The 15123-nt window shown below is 33.0% G+C and carries 19 protein-coding genes; 1 reads left to right on the forward strand and 18 read right to left on the reverse strand.

Annotated features, from left to right (window positions below; all coding sequences use genetic code 11):
* Window positions 1-184 precede the first annotated feature (184 nt).
* Window positions 185-331, forward strand: coding sequence for a hypothetical protein (locus QZU75_RS02535; protein WP_296881377.1), 147 nt, complete (start codon window positions 185-187; stop codon window positions 329-331).
* A gap of 139 nt (window positions 332-470) precedes the next feature.
* On the opposite strand, the gene QZU75_RS02540 is transcribed toward QZU75_RS02535, so the two are convergent.
* The 18 genes from QZU75_RS02540 to QZU75_RS02625 all read right to left on the reverse strand — a co-directional run bounded on the left by QZU75_RS02540 (window position 471) and on the right by QZU75_RS02625 (window position 15118).
* On the reverse strand, window positions 471-1253 hold the full coding sequence (locus QZU75_RS02540; protein WP_296881378.1) for an ADP-ribosylglycohydrolase family protein: 783 nt from the start codon (window positions 1251-1253) through the stop codon (window positions 471-473).
* Between the two features lie 683 nt (window positions 1254-1936).
* Window positions 1937-2341: a hydrogenase iron-sulfur subunit gene (locus QZU75_RS02545; protein ID WP_296881379.1), complete on the reverse strand. Its 405-nt coding sequence runs from the start codon at window positions 2339-2341 to the stop codon at window positions 1937-1939.
* 9 nt (window positions 2342-2350) lie between these two features.
* Window positions 2351-3496, reverse strand: coding sequence for a Coenzyme F420 hydrogenase/dehydrogenase, beta subunit C-terminal domain (locus tag QZU75_RS02550; RefSeq protein WP_296881393.1), 1146 nt, complete (start codon window positions 3494-3496; stop codon window positions 2351-2353).
* 7 nt (window positions 3497-3503) lie between these two features.
* On the reverse strand, window positions 3504-4511 hold the full coding sequence (locus QZU75_RS02555; protein ID WP_296881380.1) for a molybdopterin-dependent oxidoreductase: 1008 nt from the start codon (window positions 4509-4511) through the stop codon (window positions 3504-3506).
* A 538-nt stretch (window positions 4512-5049) separates the two neighbouring features.
* A complete protein-coding gene (gene idsA / locus QZU75_RS02560) occupies window positions 5050-6030 on the reverse strand; it encodes a short chain isoprenyl diphosphate synthase IdsA (RefSeq protein ID WP_296881381.1) in 981 nt (326 codons plus the stop codon).
* A 13-nt stretch (window positions 6031-6043) separates the two neighbouring features.
* Window positions 6044-7387 carry an RNase J family beta-CASP ribonuclease gene (locus tag QZU75_RS02565; protein ID WP_296881382.1) on the reverse strand — a complete coding sequence of 448 codons (1344 nt, stop codon included), beginning with the start codon at window positions 7385-7387 and terminating at the stop codon, window positions 6044-6046.
* Window positions 7388-7390: 3 nt separating this feature from the next.
* Window positions 7391-8437 (reverse strand): type 2 isopentenyl-diphosphate Delta-isomerase, encoded by a 1047-nt coding sequence (gene fni, locus QZU75_RS02570; protein WP_296881383.1) that lies wholly within the window; start codon window positions 8435-8437, stop codon window positions 7391-7393.
* Window positions 8438-8440: 3 nt separating this feature from the next.
* The gene (locus QZU75_RS02575; protein WP_296881384.1) at window positions 8441-9241 is read right to left on the reverse strand and encodes an isopentenyl phosphate kinase; all 801 of its coding nucleotides are present in this window, start codon (window positions 9239-9241) and stop codon (window positions 8441-8443) included.
* Between the two features lie 4 nt (window positions 9242-9245).
* Window positions 9246-10208 (reverse strand): mevalonate kinase, encoded by a 963-nt coding sequence (gene mvk, locus QZU75_RS02580; RefSeq protein ID WP_296881385.1) that lies wholly within the window; start codon window positions 10206-10208, stop codon window positions 9246-9248.
* Window positions 10209-10217: 9 nt separating this feature from the next.
* Window positions 10218-11066, reverse strand: coding sequence for an MEMO1 family protein (locus QZU75_RS02585; RefSeq protein WP_296881386.1), 849 nt, complete (start codon window positions 11064-11066; stop codon window positions 10218-10220).
* Window positions 11067-11076: 10 nt separating this feature from the next.
* The gene (gene rpsB / locus QZU75_RS02590; protein WP_296881387.1) at window positions 11077-11676 is read right to left on the reverse strand and encodes a 30S ribosomal protein S2; all 600 of its coding nucleotides are present in this window, start codon (window positions 11674-11676) and stop codon (window positions 11077-11079) included.
* A 25-nt stretch (window positions 11677-11701) separates the two neighbouring features.
* Window positions 11702-11896, reverse strand: a complete 195-nt coding sequence (locus QZU75_RS02595) for a 4Fe-4S dicluster domain-containing protein (RefSeq protein WP_292740276.1) — start codon at window positions 11894-11896, stop codon at window positions 11702-11704.
* Between the two features lie 27 nt (window positions 11897-11923).
* The gene (eno, locus tag QZU75_RS02600) at window positions 11924-13168 is read right to left on the reverse strand and encodes a phosphopyruvate hydratase (protein WP_296881388.1); all 1245 of its coding nucleotides are present in this window, start codon (window positions 13166-13168) and stop codon (window positions 11924-11926) included.
* A gap of 135 nt (window positions 13169-13303) precedes the next feature.
* Complete coding sequence (locus QZU75_RS02605; RefSeq protein WP_296881394.1) at window positions 13304-13501, reverse strand: DNA-directed RNA polymerase subunit K; 198 nt, start codon at window positions 13499-13501, stop codon at window positions 13304-13306.
* Between the two features lie 54 nt (window positions 13502-13555).
* Window positions 13556-13852, reverse strand: coding sequence for a hypothetical protein (locus tag QZU75_RS02610; RefSeq protein ID WP_296881389.1), 297 nt, complete (start codon window positions 13850-13852; stop codon window positions 13556-13558).
* A gap of 44 nt (window positions 13853-13896) precedes the next feature.
* Window positions 13897-14298: a 30S ribosomal protein S9 gene (locus QZU75_RS02615; protein WP_296881390.1), complete on the reverse strand. Its 402-nt coding sequence runs from the start codon at window positions 14296-14298 to the stop codon at window positions 13897-13899.
* Between the two features lie 18 nt (window positions 14299-14316).
* Window positions 14317-14739, reverse strand: coding sequence for a 50S ribosomal protein L13 (locus tag QZU75_RS02620; RefSeq protein ID WP_296881391.1), 423 nt, complete (start codon window positions 14737-14739; stop codon window positions 14317-14319).
* A 13-nt stretch (window positions 14740-14752) separates the two neighbouring features.
* Window positions 14753-15118 carry a 50S ribosomal protein L18e gene (locus QZU75_RS02625; RefSeq protein WP_296881395.1) on the reverse strand — a complete coding sequence of 122 codons (366 nt, stop codon included), beginning with the start codon at window positions 15116-15118 and terminating at the stop codon, window positions 14753-14755.
* Window positions 15119-15123 lie beyond the last annotated feature (5 nt).

Genomic DNA, 15123 nt, shown 5'->3' on the forward strand with positions numbered 1-15123 from the left:
TTTATTAATTTTTTAAAATAAACCCCTCAACGTTATTTTTTTAATATCCCCGATGAAAGTTAGCGCTTACATTCGAAAAACTATTTATATACTTTAAATCAATTAATAAACAAGTATGACAAGTTCAATTGAAGTTAGAACACACATTACTAATTATTTAAAATAATAAGTAGGAGAGATACAAATGAAAAAATTACTTAAAATACATGGAAACTGCAAAAACTACAAATTTAACAAGAATTTAATTGGAAACGGCATTTGTATGAACTGTTACGCATCAGAAGGATTATCTCCTGCTGATGACGGATGTGATTTTTTCAACAGCAAATAATCAGGTGATATAATGAATATTGAAACATACATATCAAAATATACAATGGTTTGTAAGGAAAATTATAGAAAATTAGAAAAAATGTGGATTCCGGATATGGAAAACTACTGATAGAAAATGCAGACAAAGAAGAAAAATTTCATAATTTTTCTTCAAAATCAATGAAAACATTTAGCAAATCATAATCCAGTCGATGAATTGCTTTATATGCAATATTTTTAGGAATATCATAGTACGCTCCGGCAATAGAACCTGCAATAGCTGCCTGAGTATCTGCATCACCACCCAAAGAGACTGCATTTCTAATTGTGTCCTCAAAATCTTTTGCATCTAAAAAACAGATTATGGATTCTGGAACGCTTCCGGCACATGACACATCAAACGAGTAAAAAGGTCTTATTTCATCCACACTACGATTTAAATCATAATCATATCTAACTTCAATGTGTTCCCTAATCTCATCTTTATTTGCACCAATTCTTGCCAAATAAATAGCATCAGATGTTGCAAGAGCTCCTTTTATCCCTTCAAGATGATCATGAGTAACTATAGCAGATTTATATGCCAAATCATTAGCTTCCTCCAAGGATTCTGCCACCCATGCACAAGGAGATACCCTCATTGCAGAACCATTAGCCCAGCTGCCATATGGCTCTGGAGAATCATCAATAAGCCATCCGGCAAACCTTCCCCCATAGCCTGCATTAGGATATTTATTTCCAAAATATTTTAAATTTTTAATTAAAACGTCTTTTGAATCCTTATCTTCACATAACCATTTAGCAATAGCCAGCGTCATTATTGTATCATCAGTAAATGTAGATTTTTTAGTATATAACTTAAAATCTTTTGTTTTTATAGGATTGAACTCCCTGGTTGATCCTATAATATCTCCGCAAATTGCACCAATAATTCCTTTCATGATAATATATTGTGTAAAAACAATTAATAAAATTATTGATTGCAACATGCAAAATTGTTGTGACACATTATAATTGTAGTAACTTAGTAGAATTGTTTTAGTTTCAAAGAAAAAAGTTATATATGGCCTTAAATATAATTATATTTGATAATAGGCCCTATTATCATAAACTTTGAAATTTCTATTACTGGGATTTATAAAAAATTTCTTAACCCACTCCTTGAATAAATTCATACATTATTGTTACTAAAAAAATAGAAATTTCAAAACAAAACCAAAACTAACAAAGGTTGCATAATATGCAAAAATGATTCCGGAGAAATCTGGAATCATTAAAAAAAAATTACTTCTAAAATAAATATAAAAAATAGATAGCTATCAAAGTAAAATTAACTTCAATAGCTATTGTAGACAGTTAAAGAAACCTACATAAATTTTATTTATATAAATCTCTCTTTTTTAATTAATAATTCTATATCGATGGAGAAAAATAATAATTAATATAATAAATACTAATTATCGGCTAATGATGAATTTATCTATATAGAATTAATTAATCTGAAAAATAATCAAATATTCACTATTTAACTATCTTTCTAACATTAGTAAAAAATACCAATGTTAGAAAGACAATTAATAAGGTAAATAGCCATTAATAGCTATTCACCCAAATATTCATCCAATTATTCTAATTCTAATGGACCGAGTTTTGAAAGAGTTTTATGGAATTCTTCCATAGTTGTTTTGAATTTTTCTCCTTCAGATGCGGAAATCCATTCATGGCGGAATCTTTCTTTTTCTATTCCAAATTCTTCAAGAATGTCTTCTACGATTTTTGATCTTCTAGACCATTTGTAGTTTCCTGCATCATAGTGGCAGTCTCCTATGTGGCATCCTCCTACAAATACTCCATCTGCACCTTCTTGGAATGCTTTGAAAATCATTGAAGGGCTAATTCTTCCAGAACACATTACACGAATGATTCTTACATTTGGTGGGTATTGCATACGTGCAGTTCCTGCGGTATCTGCACCACCGTAACAACACCAGTTACATAATAATCCTACTATTTTTAAATCTTCAGACATCAAACCACCTCATAATTCAGTTTTTTCTGGACTGTATAACGGAGGTTTTACATCATCTGAAACTCCAGCTACATAGCCAGTTCTATTATAGTATTTTTTCTGCAATTTATCAAAGATTAATGAAACAGGAATGTCCATTGGACATACATCATCACACTGACCACAGTCTACGCAGCTGAAACTCATGTGTGATAACCTTACACCTTGGAATGCAATAGGGCTTGGCGGTACGTTTTGTGCATCTTTAAAGAATGGCTTGTTTAATTCACAGTTTTCATAACACCAGCAGATAGGACAAACATCACGGCAAGCATAACAACTAATGCATCTATTCCAATCGTCCATTTCATTGACTGTAGGATACATTTTATCCTGAATCTTATTAGCCATCTTAATCATGATGCCTTCGACTTTTTTCCTGCCTTCAATTGCAGGTTCAGCTGGATTTTTAGTTTCTAAAATTCCTGCCTTTTTTGCACCATCAATCATTTCTTGGCCTTTTTCATCATTGATTTCAATGAAAGTCCATCCATCTTCTGCTCCCCAGTTTCCACAGGCAATGTTTGCTTTTCTTGGGATTTTTACATCACATCTTTGACAGTTGGTACGACGTCCGTATCCTTCATTTTCAAGGTCGTGTATTTTGACTGCTTCTTCTGAACCGTCTGCAAGTTCTATGATAAATTGACCTTTATCAATTTCTTCACTTACAACATCATCAGGGTCTGCTTCATAGAACAAGTCAATCATTTTTCTACCTGCAACAGGAGGAACAGTTCCACCACAGTTTAAACCAATGACATAAATATTGTCTTTATTGATTTTGTGTCTTGTAATAAGCTCTTCAATAGCCCTCATATCACAAGGTTTTGCTGTAACTGCAACTTTTTTGTCAAACAAGTATTTTTGAACAAGGTCTCCAATCATTGTAGGTGCACAGTGATAAGAACCAGCAGTTTTCATTAAATCCTCAGAGTTGGTTACAAAAGTTGGTATACCATCATATACGTCATCACAAGGACTTATTGCTAAAACTCCATCTACAATTTCTTCATCAAGCAAATATTTAAGAATACTGGTTACAGCTCCCCCACATTCACCTGCTTTATGTATTTCATCATTTTGAGATTTTGCTAAAACATAACTCATAATAATCACCTGCTTATCCGTTTAATTTTTCAATTACCTCAATTTCACTTAAAACATCAGATTCAACTGCAGCATTGAAAGATTGGGTTTCACCCATTGCATTTACAAATGATCCATCTTTTTCAAGCCATGTTTTAATTGGAACAACAATATCTGAAATTTCAGTTGTTTTATTTGCACATGGAGCAAAACTGATTATTTTGGATATTTTTGAAAAATCATATTCCAATTCATCAGCAATATCATCATCAAATACCAGTAATAATTTAGTATTATCCAATAATTCAAACATTTCTTCTTTTGATTTAGGTTCTAAAATGCTTAAAGCACCTTTTGAATTAGATTTACTGAATACCGGTAACAATTTACAGCCAAGTGCATCAATTTTTTCCAAATCCCCAGCATTGTCGATTTGATTGAATATCAATACTGAAGATTCATCAACATTATCTTTAACAGCATCTAAAAATTCGGCAACAGAGTCATTAAAGCATTCATCTGCAATATTAAATGTTACTGAAGCTTCAGAGTTTACAAATGCAGAAATTTTAGCTCCGTTTTGTTTTGCATGGACAATTCTTCTTCCAATCAATGGATTTTCGTATAAAAGATCGCCAATTACAAAAACCTTTTCCGCATTTTCAATATCTTCATAAGAAGCAACTTCATCATAATTTTTTAAATTATCTGCATAAAATCCAATGTTATACCCATTAGATTCTGCAAATTCTTTTATTGCTTCAATTTCATCAATACTACTGTTACCAGAACAAATTACAGTGACGTCAGAAGCAGATTTTAATTCTTTTGAAACATCACCAATTAAACTGTCTACATTTACATCATCAAACTTGTTTTTATAACAGTCAATGGAATTTCTTCCATTCAAACAATTTTTACCCGCATTTACAGGGTGTCTTTTATAAGGAAAAGTCCCTACTATTTCACCATCATTTAAAACAACATTAATGCCGCAACCTACACTGCAGGATGGACATAATGTGTGCTTAATCTCCAACATAATTCATCTCCAAAATTAGTCTAAAAAGTATTAGAAATTTTCATGACCAAAATATTAAAGCTCACTATACAGCTATTTTGTTCAAACATATACGAATAAATTATCTATTACTCCTCTAACCATTTTATTAAAACAATAATTTAAATTACTCGATTAAAAAAAATCCATTAATCAAATAATCCAATTAATTGTATTATCGTTCTAACATATAAATCTTACCATAATATCTGAGCCCTATAAATCATTTAAAATTAATATAACAATTCATATAAACTTTAAATAATATAAAATAAATTATTTATTTTTAAAATAAAATTTAAAACTATTAAATTATTTATTTAAAGAAAATAAGAGCAAATATTAGAAAAATAAAAAACTTAATAATCATGATTAATTATTACAAATATGAATTAAAAATAAAAGAATATTACTAATTGAAAAAAAATGACATGACACCCATTTTTGACAAAATCTATTCAAAATTTTCAAAAGATACTATAAAAAAATTTAAAAAAAAGTTTAAAAAAAATGAGAGAAATTATGAACTTCTCTCAAGTACAAAATCTGCAATGTTTACAAGTACCTGTTTAAATGAAGAATCAGGCAATATTTCAAGTACTTCTTTTGCTTGGTCAACAGATTCTAGTGCCAAATTGCGAGCATATTCAATGGCACCACAATTTGTTAAAATTTCAATCGCTTCATCTATATCATCCTGAGAATTATTTTCAGATTTTAAGATTTCAAGCAATCTGTCATCATCAACACTGGCCAAACCTTTAATTGCAATGATGGTCATTTTACCTTTTCCAATGTCTGAACCAATTGGCTTACCCAATGTTTCTTCATCAGAAGCAATGTCCAGATAATCATCCTGAATCTGGAAGGCAAGTCCTATCAAACGGCCATATTCATACATTGAATCAATGACTTCTTCTGATGCACCACCCATTATAGCTCCTGATTTTGTTGCTGCAGCTATCAATGCACCAGTTTTTTTGAAAATCATTTCCATATATTCCTCTTCTGAAACGTCAAACCTGTCTTCAAATCCCATATCTAAAGCCTGACCTTCACAAATTTTAACACATGCATCAGCAACAGTAGCTAAAGTCATGTTGTTTTGCATGGAACTTGTTCCTTCAGACCCAACAATTATTTCAAATGCTTTTGAAAATAGAGTGTCTCCCGCAAGAATTGCAACATCGTCTCCCCATACTTTATGGACAGAAGGCATTCCCCTTCTCATATCATCTTGATCCATGATATCATCATGAATTAATGAAAATGTATGAATCAATTCAATTGCAGCTCCCGCTTTAAGAGCATTTTCTTTTTTCCCACCAACAGCTTCAGCAGTGATTAAAGTTAATGCTGGCCTGAGCATTTTTCCTCCAGCTCTTGTGAGATAAACTGATGCCTCTGCAAGATTTTCTGGAGTAATTTTAGCTAATTCTTCTTCAATAGTTTTAGTAATGTCAGTTGAATAACTTCCAAGTACCTCTTTTACATCACTCATTATAATCCCTCTTTTAACTTTTAAAAACTTGTGCTTGAGCATTTCTTAAAATATGAATATCATACCCTATTCTATATCCTTCTTCTTCTGCAAGTTCTGCATAAGCTGCAAGCATTGATAAATCTCCGTGAGCCGGTATAATATGTTGAGGTCTTAACATACGTAAGAATTCCCTGTGGTCTTCTCTTCCAGCGTGTCCGGAAACGTGAGCATTAGGATAGATTCTTGCACCTTTTGTTTTTAACCTTCTTTCCATAATGTGCCTATTTGCGGCATTGGTTGGATTTGGAATAATCGGTGCTGAAATGATTACATTATCCCCTTTCTTAATATTGAATGGAGTTCTGCCATTTGCAATTCTAGGCAGCAATGCATCAGGTTCACCCTGGTGACCTGTTGTTACTAAAAGATAATTTGCCCGGTCCTCATCAGCTTTCATTAATGCTTTATTTACTGCTTTAGGAGAGCCATAAATACTGGCATTTTTAGGCAATTTTAAAATTCCCAATTTTTGGGCAATACCACAGAATCTTTCCATTGATCTTCCAAGGAAAAATATTTCTCTATGACTTTTTTTGGCTATATCTGCAATTGCCTGAACTCTCTCAACATGAGATGAAAATGTAGTTACAATCATCCCAGTACTTTCTTGAAGAGGTCCTTTCATTACATCTTCGAGAATATTTTTTGCAATTCTTTCTGAATGAGTTTTTACTTCATTATAATTTTTAGCATTTGTTGTCTCCACAATCAATGTGAGAACTCCTTTTCTTCCAAGTTCTCTTAATCTCTTATAATCCGGCGGTGGAGAAACTTTCTGATGGTTATCAAATTTAAAGTCCAATGCATATACAATTACTCCTTCTGGAGTATGTAATACTGGAAATACCGCCTGAGGGATACTGTGTGTTGATTGGACAAACTCCAAAGTAATATCCTTGGATAATTTTAATTTGCTTCCAGGATTTAAAGGCCTGATGGGGTTTGTTACTTTAAATTTACGTTCCCCTTTAATTTGTTTTTCAATTAAAGCAGCAGTATATGGTGTTCCTATTAACGGTGCATCATATCTATGTGCCAATTTGGCGACTGCACCAATATGGTCCAAGTGTCCGTGAGAGAAAATTATTCCCTTTACTTTACCGTCAACATCTTTCATTAATGTATCATCTGGAATAACTCCTCTTTCAATTAAATCTAGGCTATGCATCCTATCGATATCAGTATCCTCGTGCATACTAATTCTATCAAGGTGGATTCCCATATCGAAGATAATTACATCTTCACCAATGCGAACCGCAGTCATGTTTTTCCCGACTTCCTGATATCCGCCTATAGCGATTACTTCTACGCTCATGTTTCATCTCCTTGAATACTTTTTAGTGTTAATTCCTATTTCATTGAGCCACTCTCTTGTTTTACCGCGAATAACAAGATTGGCTTGTTTTAATTCTTCAATGTTGTTAGCTCCTACTAAAAACATTGCAATTCTAAGTGAATCATTAAATCTGTTAATAAAATCATTTAATTGTTTTTGTGATGTGCAATTCTTTAAAAATGGTAATGCCATACCTACGGCATCAGCTCCAAGTGCAATAGCTTTGGCTGCTTCAAGACCGTTTCTAATACCTCCTGATGAAATGACAGGAACATCAACTGCATTGGTTACTTCAGCAGTACTGACTGCAGTAGGAATTCCCCAATCCCAAAATATTTCACCAAAGTATTTGTCTTCAGCCCTATATGTTTCAACAGCTGCCCAGCTGGTTCCGCCTGCACCTTCAATATCAATATAATCAACACCTGCATCAACCAATGTTTTTGCAGAGTCACCAGATATTCCGCAACCTGTTTCCTTTGCAAGGACAGGAATATCTACAGATTCTGTGATTTGTTCTATTAAATTAGTAAAACCTCTTGCATCCAAATCACCTTCAGGCTGAATTGATTCTTGAAGAGGGTTTAAATGAATTGCCAATATGTCTGCATCTAAAATTTCAACAGCTTTTTCTGCTAAATTCAACTGAGGCGCACCAATATTTCCTACTAATAGACAGTCGGGAGCATTTTCTCTAACGACAGTATAAGTATCTGCAAGTTCAGGATGTTCACATGCAGCCCTTTGAGAACCTACACCTAAAGCAATATTATTGTTTTCAGCTGCAATAGCCAATTGTTTATTAATTGATTTTGCAGCAGGATGCCCTCCAGTGATTGCAGTTATAAATAAGGGAGAGTCTAATTTTTTTCCAAAAACATTAGTTGATAAATCAATTTCATTTTTATCAATTTCAGGCAAGACATTGTGAATTAATTCTATGTCTTCAAATCCTGTTGTTTTGTTTTTAAACTCTACATCATAATTTTCACAAATTAATAAATGCTCTAATTTTCTATCTGAAATCATACCTTAATTTCCCCTTGAAATTACTGTTCCTTTCACGTCTTCATTTTCTAATGCTTTGAAAATATTGTCCTTAACTTCAGCATTTATTATTTTAGATTCAATTCCTAAATCAGCCAAATATAAAAGTTCTTTAATTTTTCCAACCATTCCACCGGTCACATCCACATTTGTTGTTCCTTCAAGAGTATCCAAATCATCAAGTGATGAAAACTTGTCAAAAAATAATGCATCCTCATGTGTTTTAGGATTCTTATTATAAACCCCATCGACATCGGTTCCTAAAATAACTTGAGTCGGATTGAGATTCATAGCCAAATACTGTATTAACTGGTCTCCTGAAATAACACAAATTTCCAACTTTGAATCAAGTACAACATCACCGTAAACAACAGGAATAAAACCCTTTTCCAAATATTTCTTAAAGTAATCCAGATTTCCTTCAGTAATTCTTTTGTTGGTAGCACTCATAAAGCTTGAAGCAGGAATTGCAACAACCGGCAAACCTTCCTCAATAAATGCCTCACATATCAGCATGTTTAATTTTTTAACTGCATTTTGGGTTTTGCAAAATCCAATCCTTTTTTGAGGATATTCCTCAGCAGAAAATACTTCACCAATATTGTACTCTTTAGCCGGCGGATGTCCGAAAGACCCTGCACCATGAACGATAATCAGTTCTTTATCTGAATTATCGAGTGAAGCTTTAATTTCAGATGCTATTCTTTTTAAAGACACTTCATCTATTTCACTTTTAGATGAGTCCTTATTGGTTAAAATACTTCCGCCAATTTTTAAAATAATCATAAAATCACTTGTAAATCCTTGAAGAAACTCCTTTACGAGTGAAACGGATTTTTAAAATATTATCATCACGATCTATAGCTTTTGCAACTTCTTCAACTTTTCCAGGGCAGAGTGCAATAATACTGCCCCCACCACCTGCACCGGTAGTTTTAGACCCGATGGCTCCGGCTTCTCTTGCATTATATACCATTCTAGATAATTCCAAAGTATTAACACCAAGGACATCCAGAAATCCGTGATTGATATTCATTAATTCGCCTACTTTAATAAAATCTCTTTTTAAAATAGCCTGTTTTGCATAATTAGTTAAATTTCCCATAGCAGTTATTACTGGATTAATAATTTTTGGATTTTTATTTTTAAGATTTTTAACATCCTTTACCATCTTTCCAGTATTTCCATGCTTGGTAGTATACCCAACAACGAAAGGAACATTGAAATTCACATTGAAATGCTCTACTCTCTTATTTCTGGATAAATAAACAAGACCGCCATATGTAGACACCAAAGTATCCAGAGGACTTGCTACCCCCTGAACTTCCTGTTCTACCATATGAGCATCATGAGCTAAAGATTTTTTGTTAAAACGAATATTATGATATCTGTATAATGCAGCCAATGTTGCTACAGTAACTGCAGCAGATGAACCTAGCCCTGAACCAATAGGTACATTTGATGTTAATGTAATATCAATAGGACTATGATCGTGAGCTCTATAAACAGATTCTAAAATATATCTAATAATACCTGGTTTTCCTTTTCTTAAAATATATTTTTTTTCTTCAGTGATTAATTCTGCTTCAAAACCAATATTAGGTGCCCTAAAAATAGATTTATCACATTCTGATTCTTTTACAGTAATATAAGCTCTTTTATTTACAGCACCCGCAATAGCAGGTTCACCATAAACTACAGAATGTTCACCAAATAAAATTGCTTTTGCAGGAGCTGAAGCTTTAGCTATCATATACACACCTTATTTAAAAATACTTGAAGCATAACCTACAACAGAAGTAAAGTCTCCAGTAACATCGCCGCTTGTTCCATATGCCAATATTTCACTATTATTTTTATTTGACATTTTTGAGAGATACATGGTCGTTATTACCGGACCATAACCACACATCGTGATATTGTATTGGACAACTTCCTCAAAGAGTTTGAATTCATTCATTTCATCAATATCCTCTAAAACAAAATTATCGACTTTATTAGCCTTTTCCTGATTATTGAAATGGGATAAATCAGTACTTGCAATAACTGCATAAGACTTATTTAAACTGTTTCCCGCATCAAAAATAGCCTTTGCCAAATCAGTTGAAGCGGAAAATGATTGGGAACCCATAGTAATGGGAACTATTTTAAAATCATTTGAAAAATATTGCAAGAAAGGCAACTGAACTTCAATACTGTGTTCTCGAATATGAGCCATGAAATCTGCAGTAGCAATATCCGAATGTGAAATAATGGAGTCTGCAAATTCCTCATCAACTTCAATATTTCCTAAAGGAGTAATCCATTCTCCCTCGTTGAAAACAGAAATTTCACTACCTAAACCTGTGTGGTTCGGACTTAAAATAATAAATACTTCTGGAAAACCATTTTGAACTACTTTGCAATAGCCATGACTAGCTATTGCACCTGAATATTGATAACCTGCATGGGGAACCATAATATTGATAGGGTAATCTGTACCATCAAATGAATTAAGCATTGGTATTTCACCAACGCCTCTATCATCTAAAAAACAATTCCTAATAGTATCCTTAAGAGTTTCAGGATTATTCGGATAAAATGCTCCGGCAACAGCAGGTTTTCTAATCATTCAAATCAATTTAGAATTTAAGTTCAAAGTCGCTTGGTTGAATATCTAAGTCACCATCTTCAGGAATGTCGCCTCTTTCTCTTAAAATTTGTCTTGCAAGTAACCAGTAAACTAATGCAATAGCTTTTCTACCTTTGTTGTTTACAGGTACTGCAATATCAACAAAACTGAGTAAGTTTTCTGTATCACATAAAGCAATTACAGGAATACCATTTTGTTTGGATTCTAAAATTGCTTGTGAGTCAGACCTTGGGTCAGTTACAACAATAATTTTTGGTTCAATGAATTTAGCATAATTTGGGTTGGTTAAGGTACCAGGGATGAATCTACCAGGGATAGTTTTTGCACCGGTAAGTTCTCCGAATTTTTTAACAGGAGCTTGACCATATTGTCTGGTAGCTACTACTAAAATATCTTCTGGGTCGTATTTTGCTAAAAGTTTTGCAATTTGTCTGATTCTTTCATCAGTTTTTTGAATATCTAAAACATATAAACCGTCAGATCTTACTCTGAATATATATTTTTCCATGTCACTTGTTTTTTGTTGGGTTCCGATATGTAAACCTGCTGCTAAATAATTATCTAAGTCAATTAAAAGTTCGTTAGCCATTAATAATCACCTTTTTTTAATAAATTTAATCTTCATCTTCAATTTTTACACATTCATTAGGACAGACGTCCATACATACTTCACAATAACTGCAATCTTCAGGATTGTTGATAGTTATTTTATCTCCTTCAAGAACTAAAACTTCCATTGGGCAAACATCAGAACATTCTGCACAGTCTGCACCATCACATTTATCATAATCGATAGTTACTTTTGCCATAAAACTCTCTCCCTTATACTATTTAATTTAGAATTTACCCATCTGAGGATTCAAAAGTTCCTCTTCTATACGAATAAGTTCATTTAATTTTGCTATTCTTTCACCACCAATAGCTCCGGTTTTAATCATAGGACATGACAGACCAACGGCTAAATGTGAAATAGTTTCATCAGTAGTTTCACCGGACCTATGAGATACAACAGGCACAATATCATTTTCTTTTGCTAATTTTACAGTAGCATAAGTTTCTGATAGAGAACCTATCTGATTAGGTTTGATGATAATAGCATTTGCGGCTTTGGTTTCTATTCCCTTAGCTAATAATTCTTTATTAGTTACGAACAAATCATCCCCACAAATTAAACATTTATCTCCTACTTTTGAAGTTAATTGAGAAAAACCATCAAAATCGGATTCATCGAATGGGTCTTCTACATAAAACATTTTATAAGTATCAATGATATCTTTTACGAAATCAATTTGATCTCCGGTGTCTCTTTTAACACCATCTTGAGCATAAACATATTTTTGCTCATCTGCATTCCATAGTTCAGAAGCTGCCATATCCAAAGAAGGCCTAATCTCAATACCTAATTCATCACCGACTTCTTCGCATGCTTTAGCTTGAATTTCCAAAGCGGCCTCATTAGTAATATTAGGTACCCATCCCCCTTCGTCACCTTTACCACCAGTAAAATTGGAGTCTTTAGTTTGAATAAATTCTTTTAGTCTTTTGTGAACACTTGCATTAGCAAAAACTGCTTCAACAACACTAGTTGCACCTGTAGGAACTACTAAAAATTCCTGAATATCCGGCGCATTAACACCAGCGTGTGCTCCACCGTTCATCATATTCCCTAAAGGAAATGGTAATTCATTAACTAAGTTTCCACCAATATATTTATATAATGGCATATTGTAAGATTCTGCAGCGGCTTTAGTTACAGCCATTGAAATAGCTACGGTTGTATTACCTCCAATACCTGCTAAATTTTCAGTACCGTCAATTTCTTTCAATACTTCATCAATAGTAGCGATATCTTGTGTATCCATACCTACAAGTTCAGAAGCTATAAAATCTTCCATTTCACGGACAACTACATCAACTCCGCCCTCTGGAAAAGATACAACTTCACGGGAACCTGTACTAGCTCCACTTGGTGCAGCAGCTCTACCAAACCCACTCCAAGTAATCACATCTACTTCTATAGTTGGGTTTCCTCTGCTATCCAAAATCTTACGAACTTGGACATCTTCTATTATACTATCCAAAAAAAACACCTCAGTGTCATTTAATTTATTACCATATAATCTATACTCTTTAAAAAATCAGTAAGTTTCTTTATAGAGTTATGTTGGTATTTTTTATTTTTTTTAAATAAATTTGGGAATAAATAGATAAACTATTTATTCATCTCTAATAACATCTAATGGTAAAACTCCAGCTTTTAACTCCTCATAAGCTATATCAATCGGATCAAGAGAGTCTTTAATAGGAACTTTAGGTTCTGCTCCCATTGATATTTGAATTGCTCTAGCTCCAAGAAGTCTAGCTCTTTCAAACCTTGTTAATTTTTTTTCAGCATCCATGAATATTACTTCCATTTTAGGCATATAGTTTACCAAGATTATATTTGAAATATAAATTCCCTAAATTGTCTAATCCCATGTTTCAACATGAGAAATCAGCATTCTTCTACAACAGTATCTAGTCAAACCTAATTCGTCTAAAACTTCTTTAGACTTATCACTAGAATAATTGCCACGTAAACCTAAGTTAGATAGAATTTCATTAGCTTCTTTTTTCTCAATAGTTAATTGTTCCATAAACTCTTGAACTAAATCACGATCTTCTAATTCATGGAATAATTGTTTACCACCAATCATTCTTATTGTGTACTCATCAAAATGAGCTGAAACTGGTTTTCCACAACTTAAGCATCTTATAGGAATCATTTATATCCCCTTTTTAATTTAAATAAAATATAAAAGTACAGAATTTATCTGTAACTTTTTTGTTTACGTGCTCTTGCTCCAGGACCACCGTATTTTTTAGGTTCAGAACGTCTTGGGTCACCTACTAACATGGTTCTGTCATATTGAATGAATTTTTCTTTTAAATCCATATCTTGTGACCATTGTACGAGTCCTTTTGCAATTACCATACGTGCAGCTTCAGCTTGACCCATTACTCCTCCACCAATAACATGGATATTGATATCCACTTCATTAGCTAAGTCTCCAGCTAAAGTTAATGGTTCTTGTAATTTTAAGTTAGCAAGTTCAGGGGAATAGAGTTCTAAAGGAATTCTGTTAATTCTAACTTTACCAGTTCCTTCTTTAACAGTTCCTCTTGCGATAGCTGTTTTACGTTTTCCACTTGTATGAATAACTTTAACCATAATCACACATCCATATATCTAAAAGGTAGCTCCTAAAAGTTTGGAGATTTCTCCTAATTCAATACCTTTTTTAATGTTTTTGTATTCTGCTTCAGGAACTGCAGTGAGTTCAGCATCTGCGTATTCTGCAGGTACACCGACGAAAGCTTTTAAGCCTTTGTATGCGGTTTTACCTTTGGATTTTTTGAAAGGTAACATTCCTCTTACAGTTCTTCTAAATATATCATCTGGTCTTCTAGGATATTTTGGACCTAAGTCACGAGGGTTGGAAATACTTGCCCTGTCAACTCTTTGTTTGTATTTAGCATAAGCCCATTCTTTATTACCAGTTAACATAATTTTTTCAGCATTAAGAATTACTACTTCTTCGCCTTCTAAAAGATTTTTACTAGTTATACTAGCCAATCTTCCTAAAACGCATCCTTCTCCATCAATAATCATAATAACACCCTATTTATTCAATGATCCTAATGTTTGATCCTTTAGGATTTGATTCGATTATTTCATCAATTGTGATGCATTCTCCACCAACACTTTCAATTTTTTCTTGTGCTTTAGCTGAGAATTTTAATGCTACAACATCCACTTTTTCTTCTAAATTACCGTTTGATAAAACTTTACCTGGTACTAAAATAGTTTCACCAGCTTCAGCATGTCTTGCAATATCAGACAAATTTACTTCAGCAGTTCTTCTATTAGACCTTTCAAGTTTTTGTGCAACATCTTTCCAAATAGCTGCATCTTCATTTCTTGATTGTTCATAAAGTTTATTAATAAGTTCAATAAGGTTAGGATTTGTTTTTACTACTTTCTTAACCATTATTT

Origin of the sequence: uncultured Methanobrevibacter sp., assembly GCF_902764455.1 — an archaeon.
In the GTDB taxonomy this organism is placed as follows: Archaea; Methanobacteriota; Methanobacteria; order Methanobacteriales; family Methanobacteriaceae; genus Methanocatella.

Bases quoted from the DNA above. Each gene is read 5' to 3' on its own strand.
- QZU75_RS02535 (WP_296881377.1), top strand. From the start codon at position 185: ATGAAAAAATTACTTAAAATACATGGAAACTGCAAAAACTACAAATTT.
- QZU75_RS02540 (WP_296881378.1), bottom strand. From the start codon at position 1,253: ATGAAAGGAATTATTGGTGCAATTTGCGGAGATATTATAGGATCAACC.
- QZU75_RS02545 (WP_296881379.1), bottom strand. From the start codon at position 2,341: ATGTCTGAAGATTTAAAAATAGTAGGATTATTATGTAACTGGTGTTGT.
- QZU75_RS02555 (WP_296881380.1), bottom strand. From the start codon at position 4,511: ATGTTGGAGATTAAGCACACATTATGTCCATCCTGCAGTGTAGGTTGC.
- idsA (WP_296881381.1), bottom strand. From the start codon at position 6,030: ATGAGTGATGTAAAAGAGGTACTTGGAAGTTATTCAACTGACATTACT.
- QZU75_RS02565 (WP_296881382.1), bottom strand. From the start codon at position 7,387: ATGAGCGTAGAAGTAATCGCTATAGGCGGATATCAGGAAGTCGGGAAA.
- fni (WP_296881383.1), bottom strand. From the start codon at position 8,437: ATGATTTCAGATAGAAAATTAGAGCATTTATTAATTTGTGAAAATTAT.
- QZU75_RS02575 (WP_296881384.1), bottom strand. From the start codon at position 9,241: ATGATTATTTTAAAAATTGGCGGAAGTATTTTAACCAATAAGGACTCA.
- mvk (WP_296881385.1), bottom strand. From the start codon at position 10,208: ATGATAGCTAAAGCTTCAGCTCCTGCAAAAGCAATTTTATTTGGTGAA.
- QZU75_RS02585 (WP_296881386.1), bottom strand. From the start codon at position 11,066: ATGATTAGAAAACCTGCTGTTGCCGGAGCATTTTATCCGAATAATCCT.
- rpsB (WP_296881387.1), bottom strand. From the start codon at position 11,676: ATGGCTAACGAACTTTTAATTGACTTAGATAATTATTTAGCAGCAGGT.
- QZU75_RS02595 (WP_292740276.1), bottom strand. From the start codon at position 11,896: ATGGCAAAAGTAACTATCGATTATGATAAATGTGATGGTGCAGACTGT.
- QZU75_RS02605 (WP_296881394.1), bottom strand. From the start codon at position 13,501: ATGGAAGTAATATTCATGGATGCTGAAAAAAAATTAACAAGGTTTGAA.
- QZU75_RS02610 (WP_296881389.1), bottom strand. From the start codon at position 13,852: ATGATTCCTATAAGATGCTTAAGTTGTGGAAAACCAGTTTCAGCTCAT.
- QZU75_RS02615 (WP_296881390.1), bottom strand. From the start codon at position 14,298: ATGGTTAAAGTTATTCATACAAGTGGAAAACGTAAAACAGCTATCGCA.
- QZU75_RS02620 (WP_296881391.1), bottom strand. From the start codon at position 14,739: ATGATTATTGATGGAGAAGGATGCGTTTTAGGAAGATTGGCTAGTATA.
- QZU75_RS02625 (WP_296881395.1), bottom strand. From the start codon at position 15,118: ATGGTTAAGAAAGTAGTAAAAACAAATCCTAACCTTATTGAACTTATT.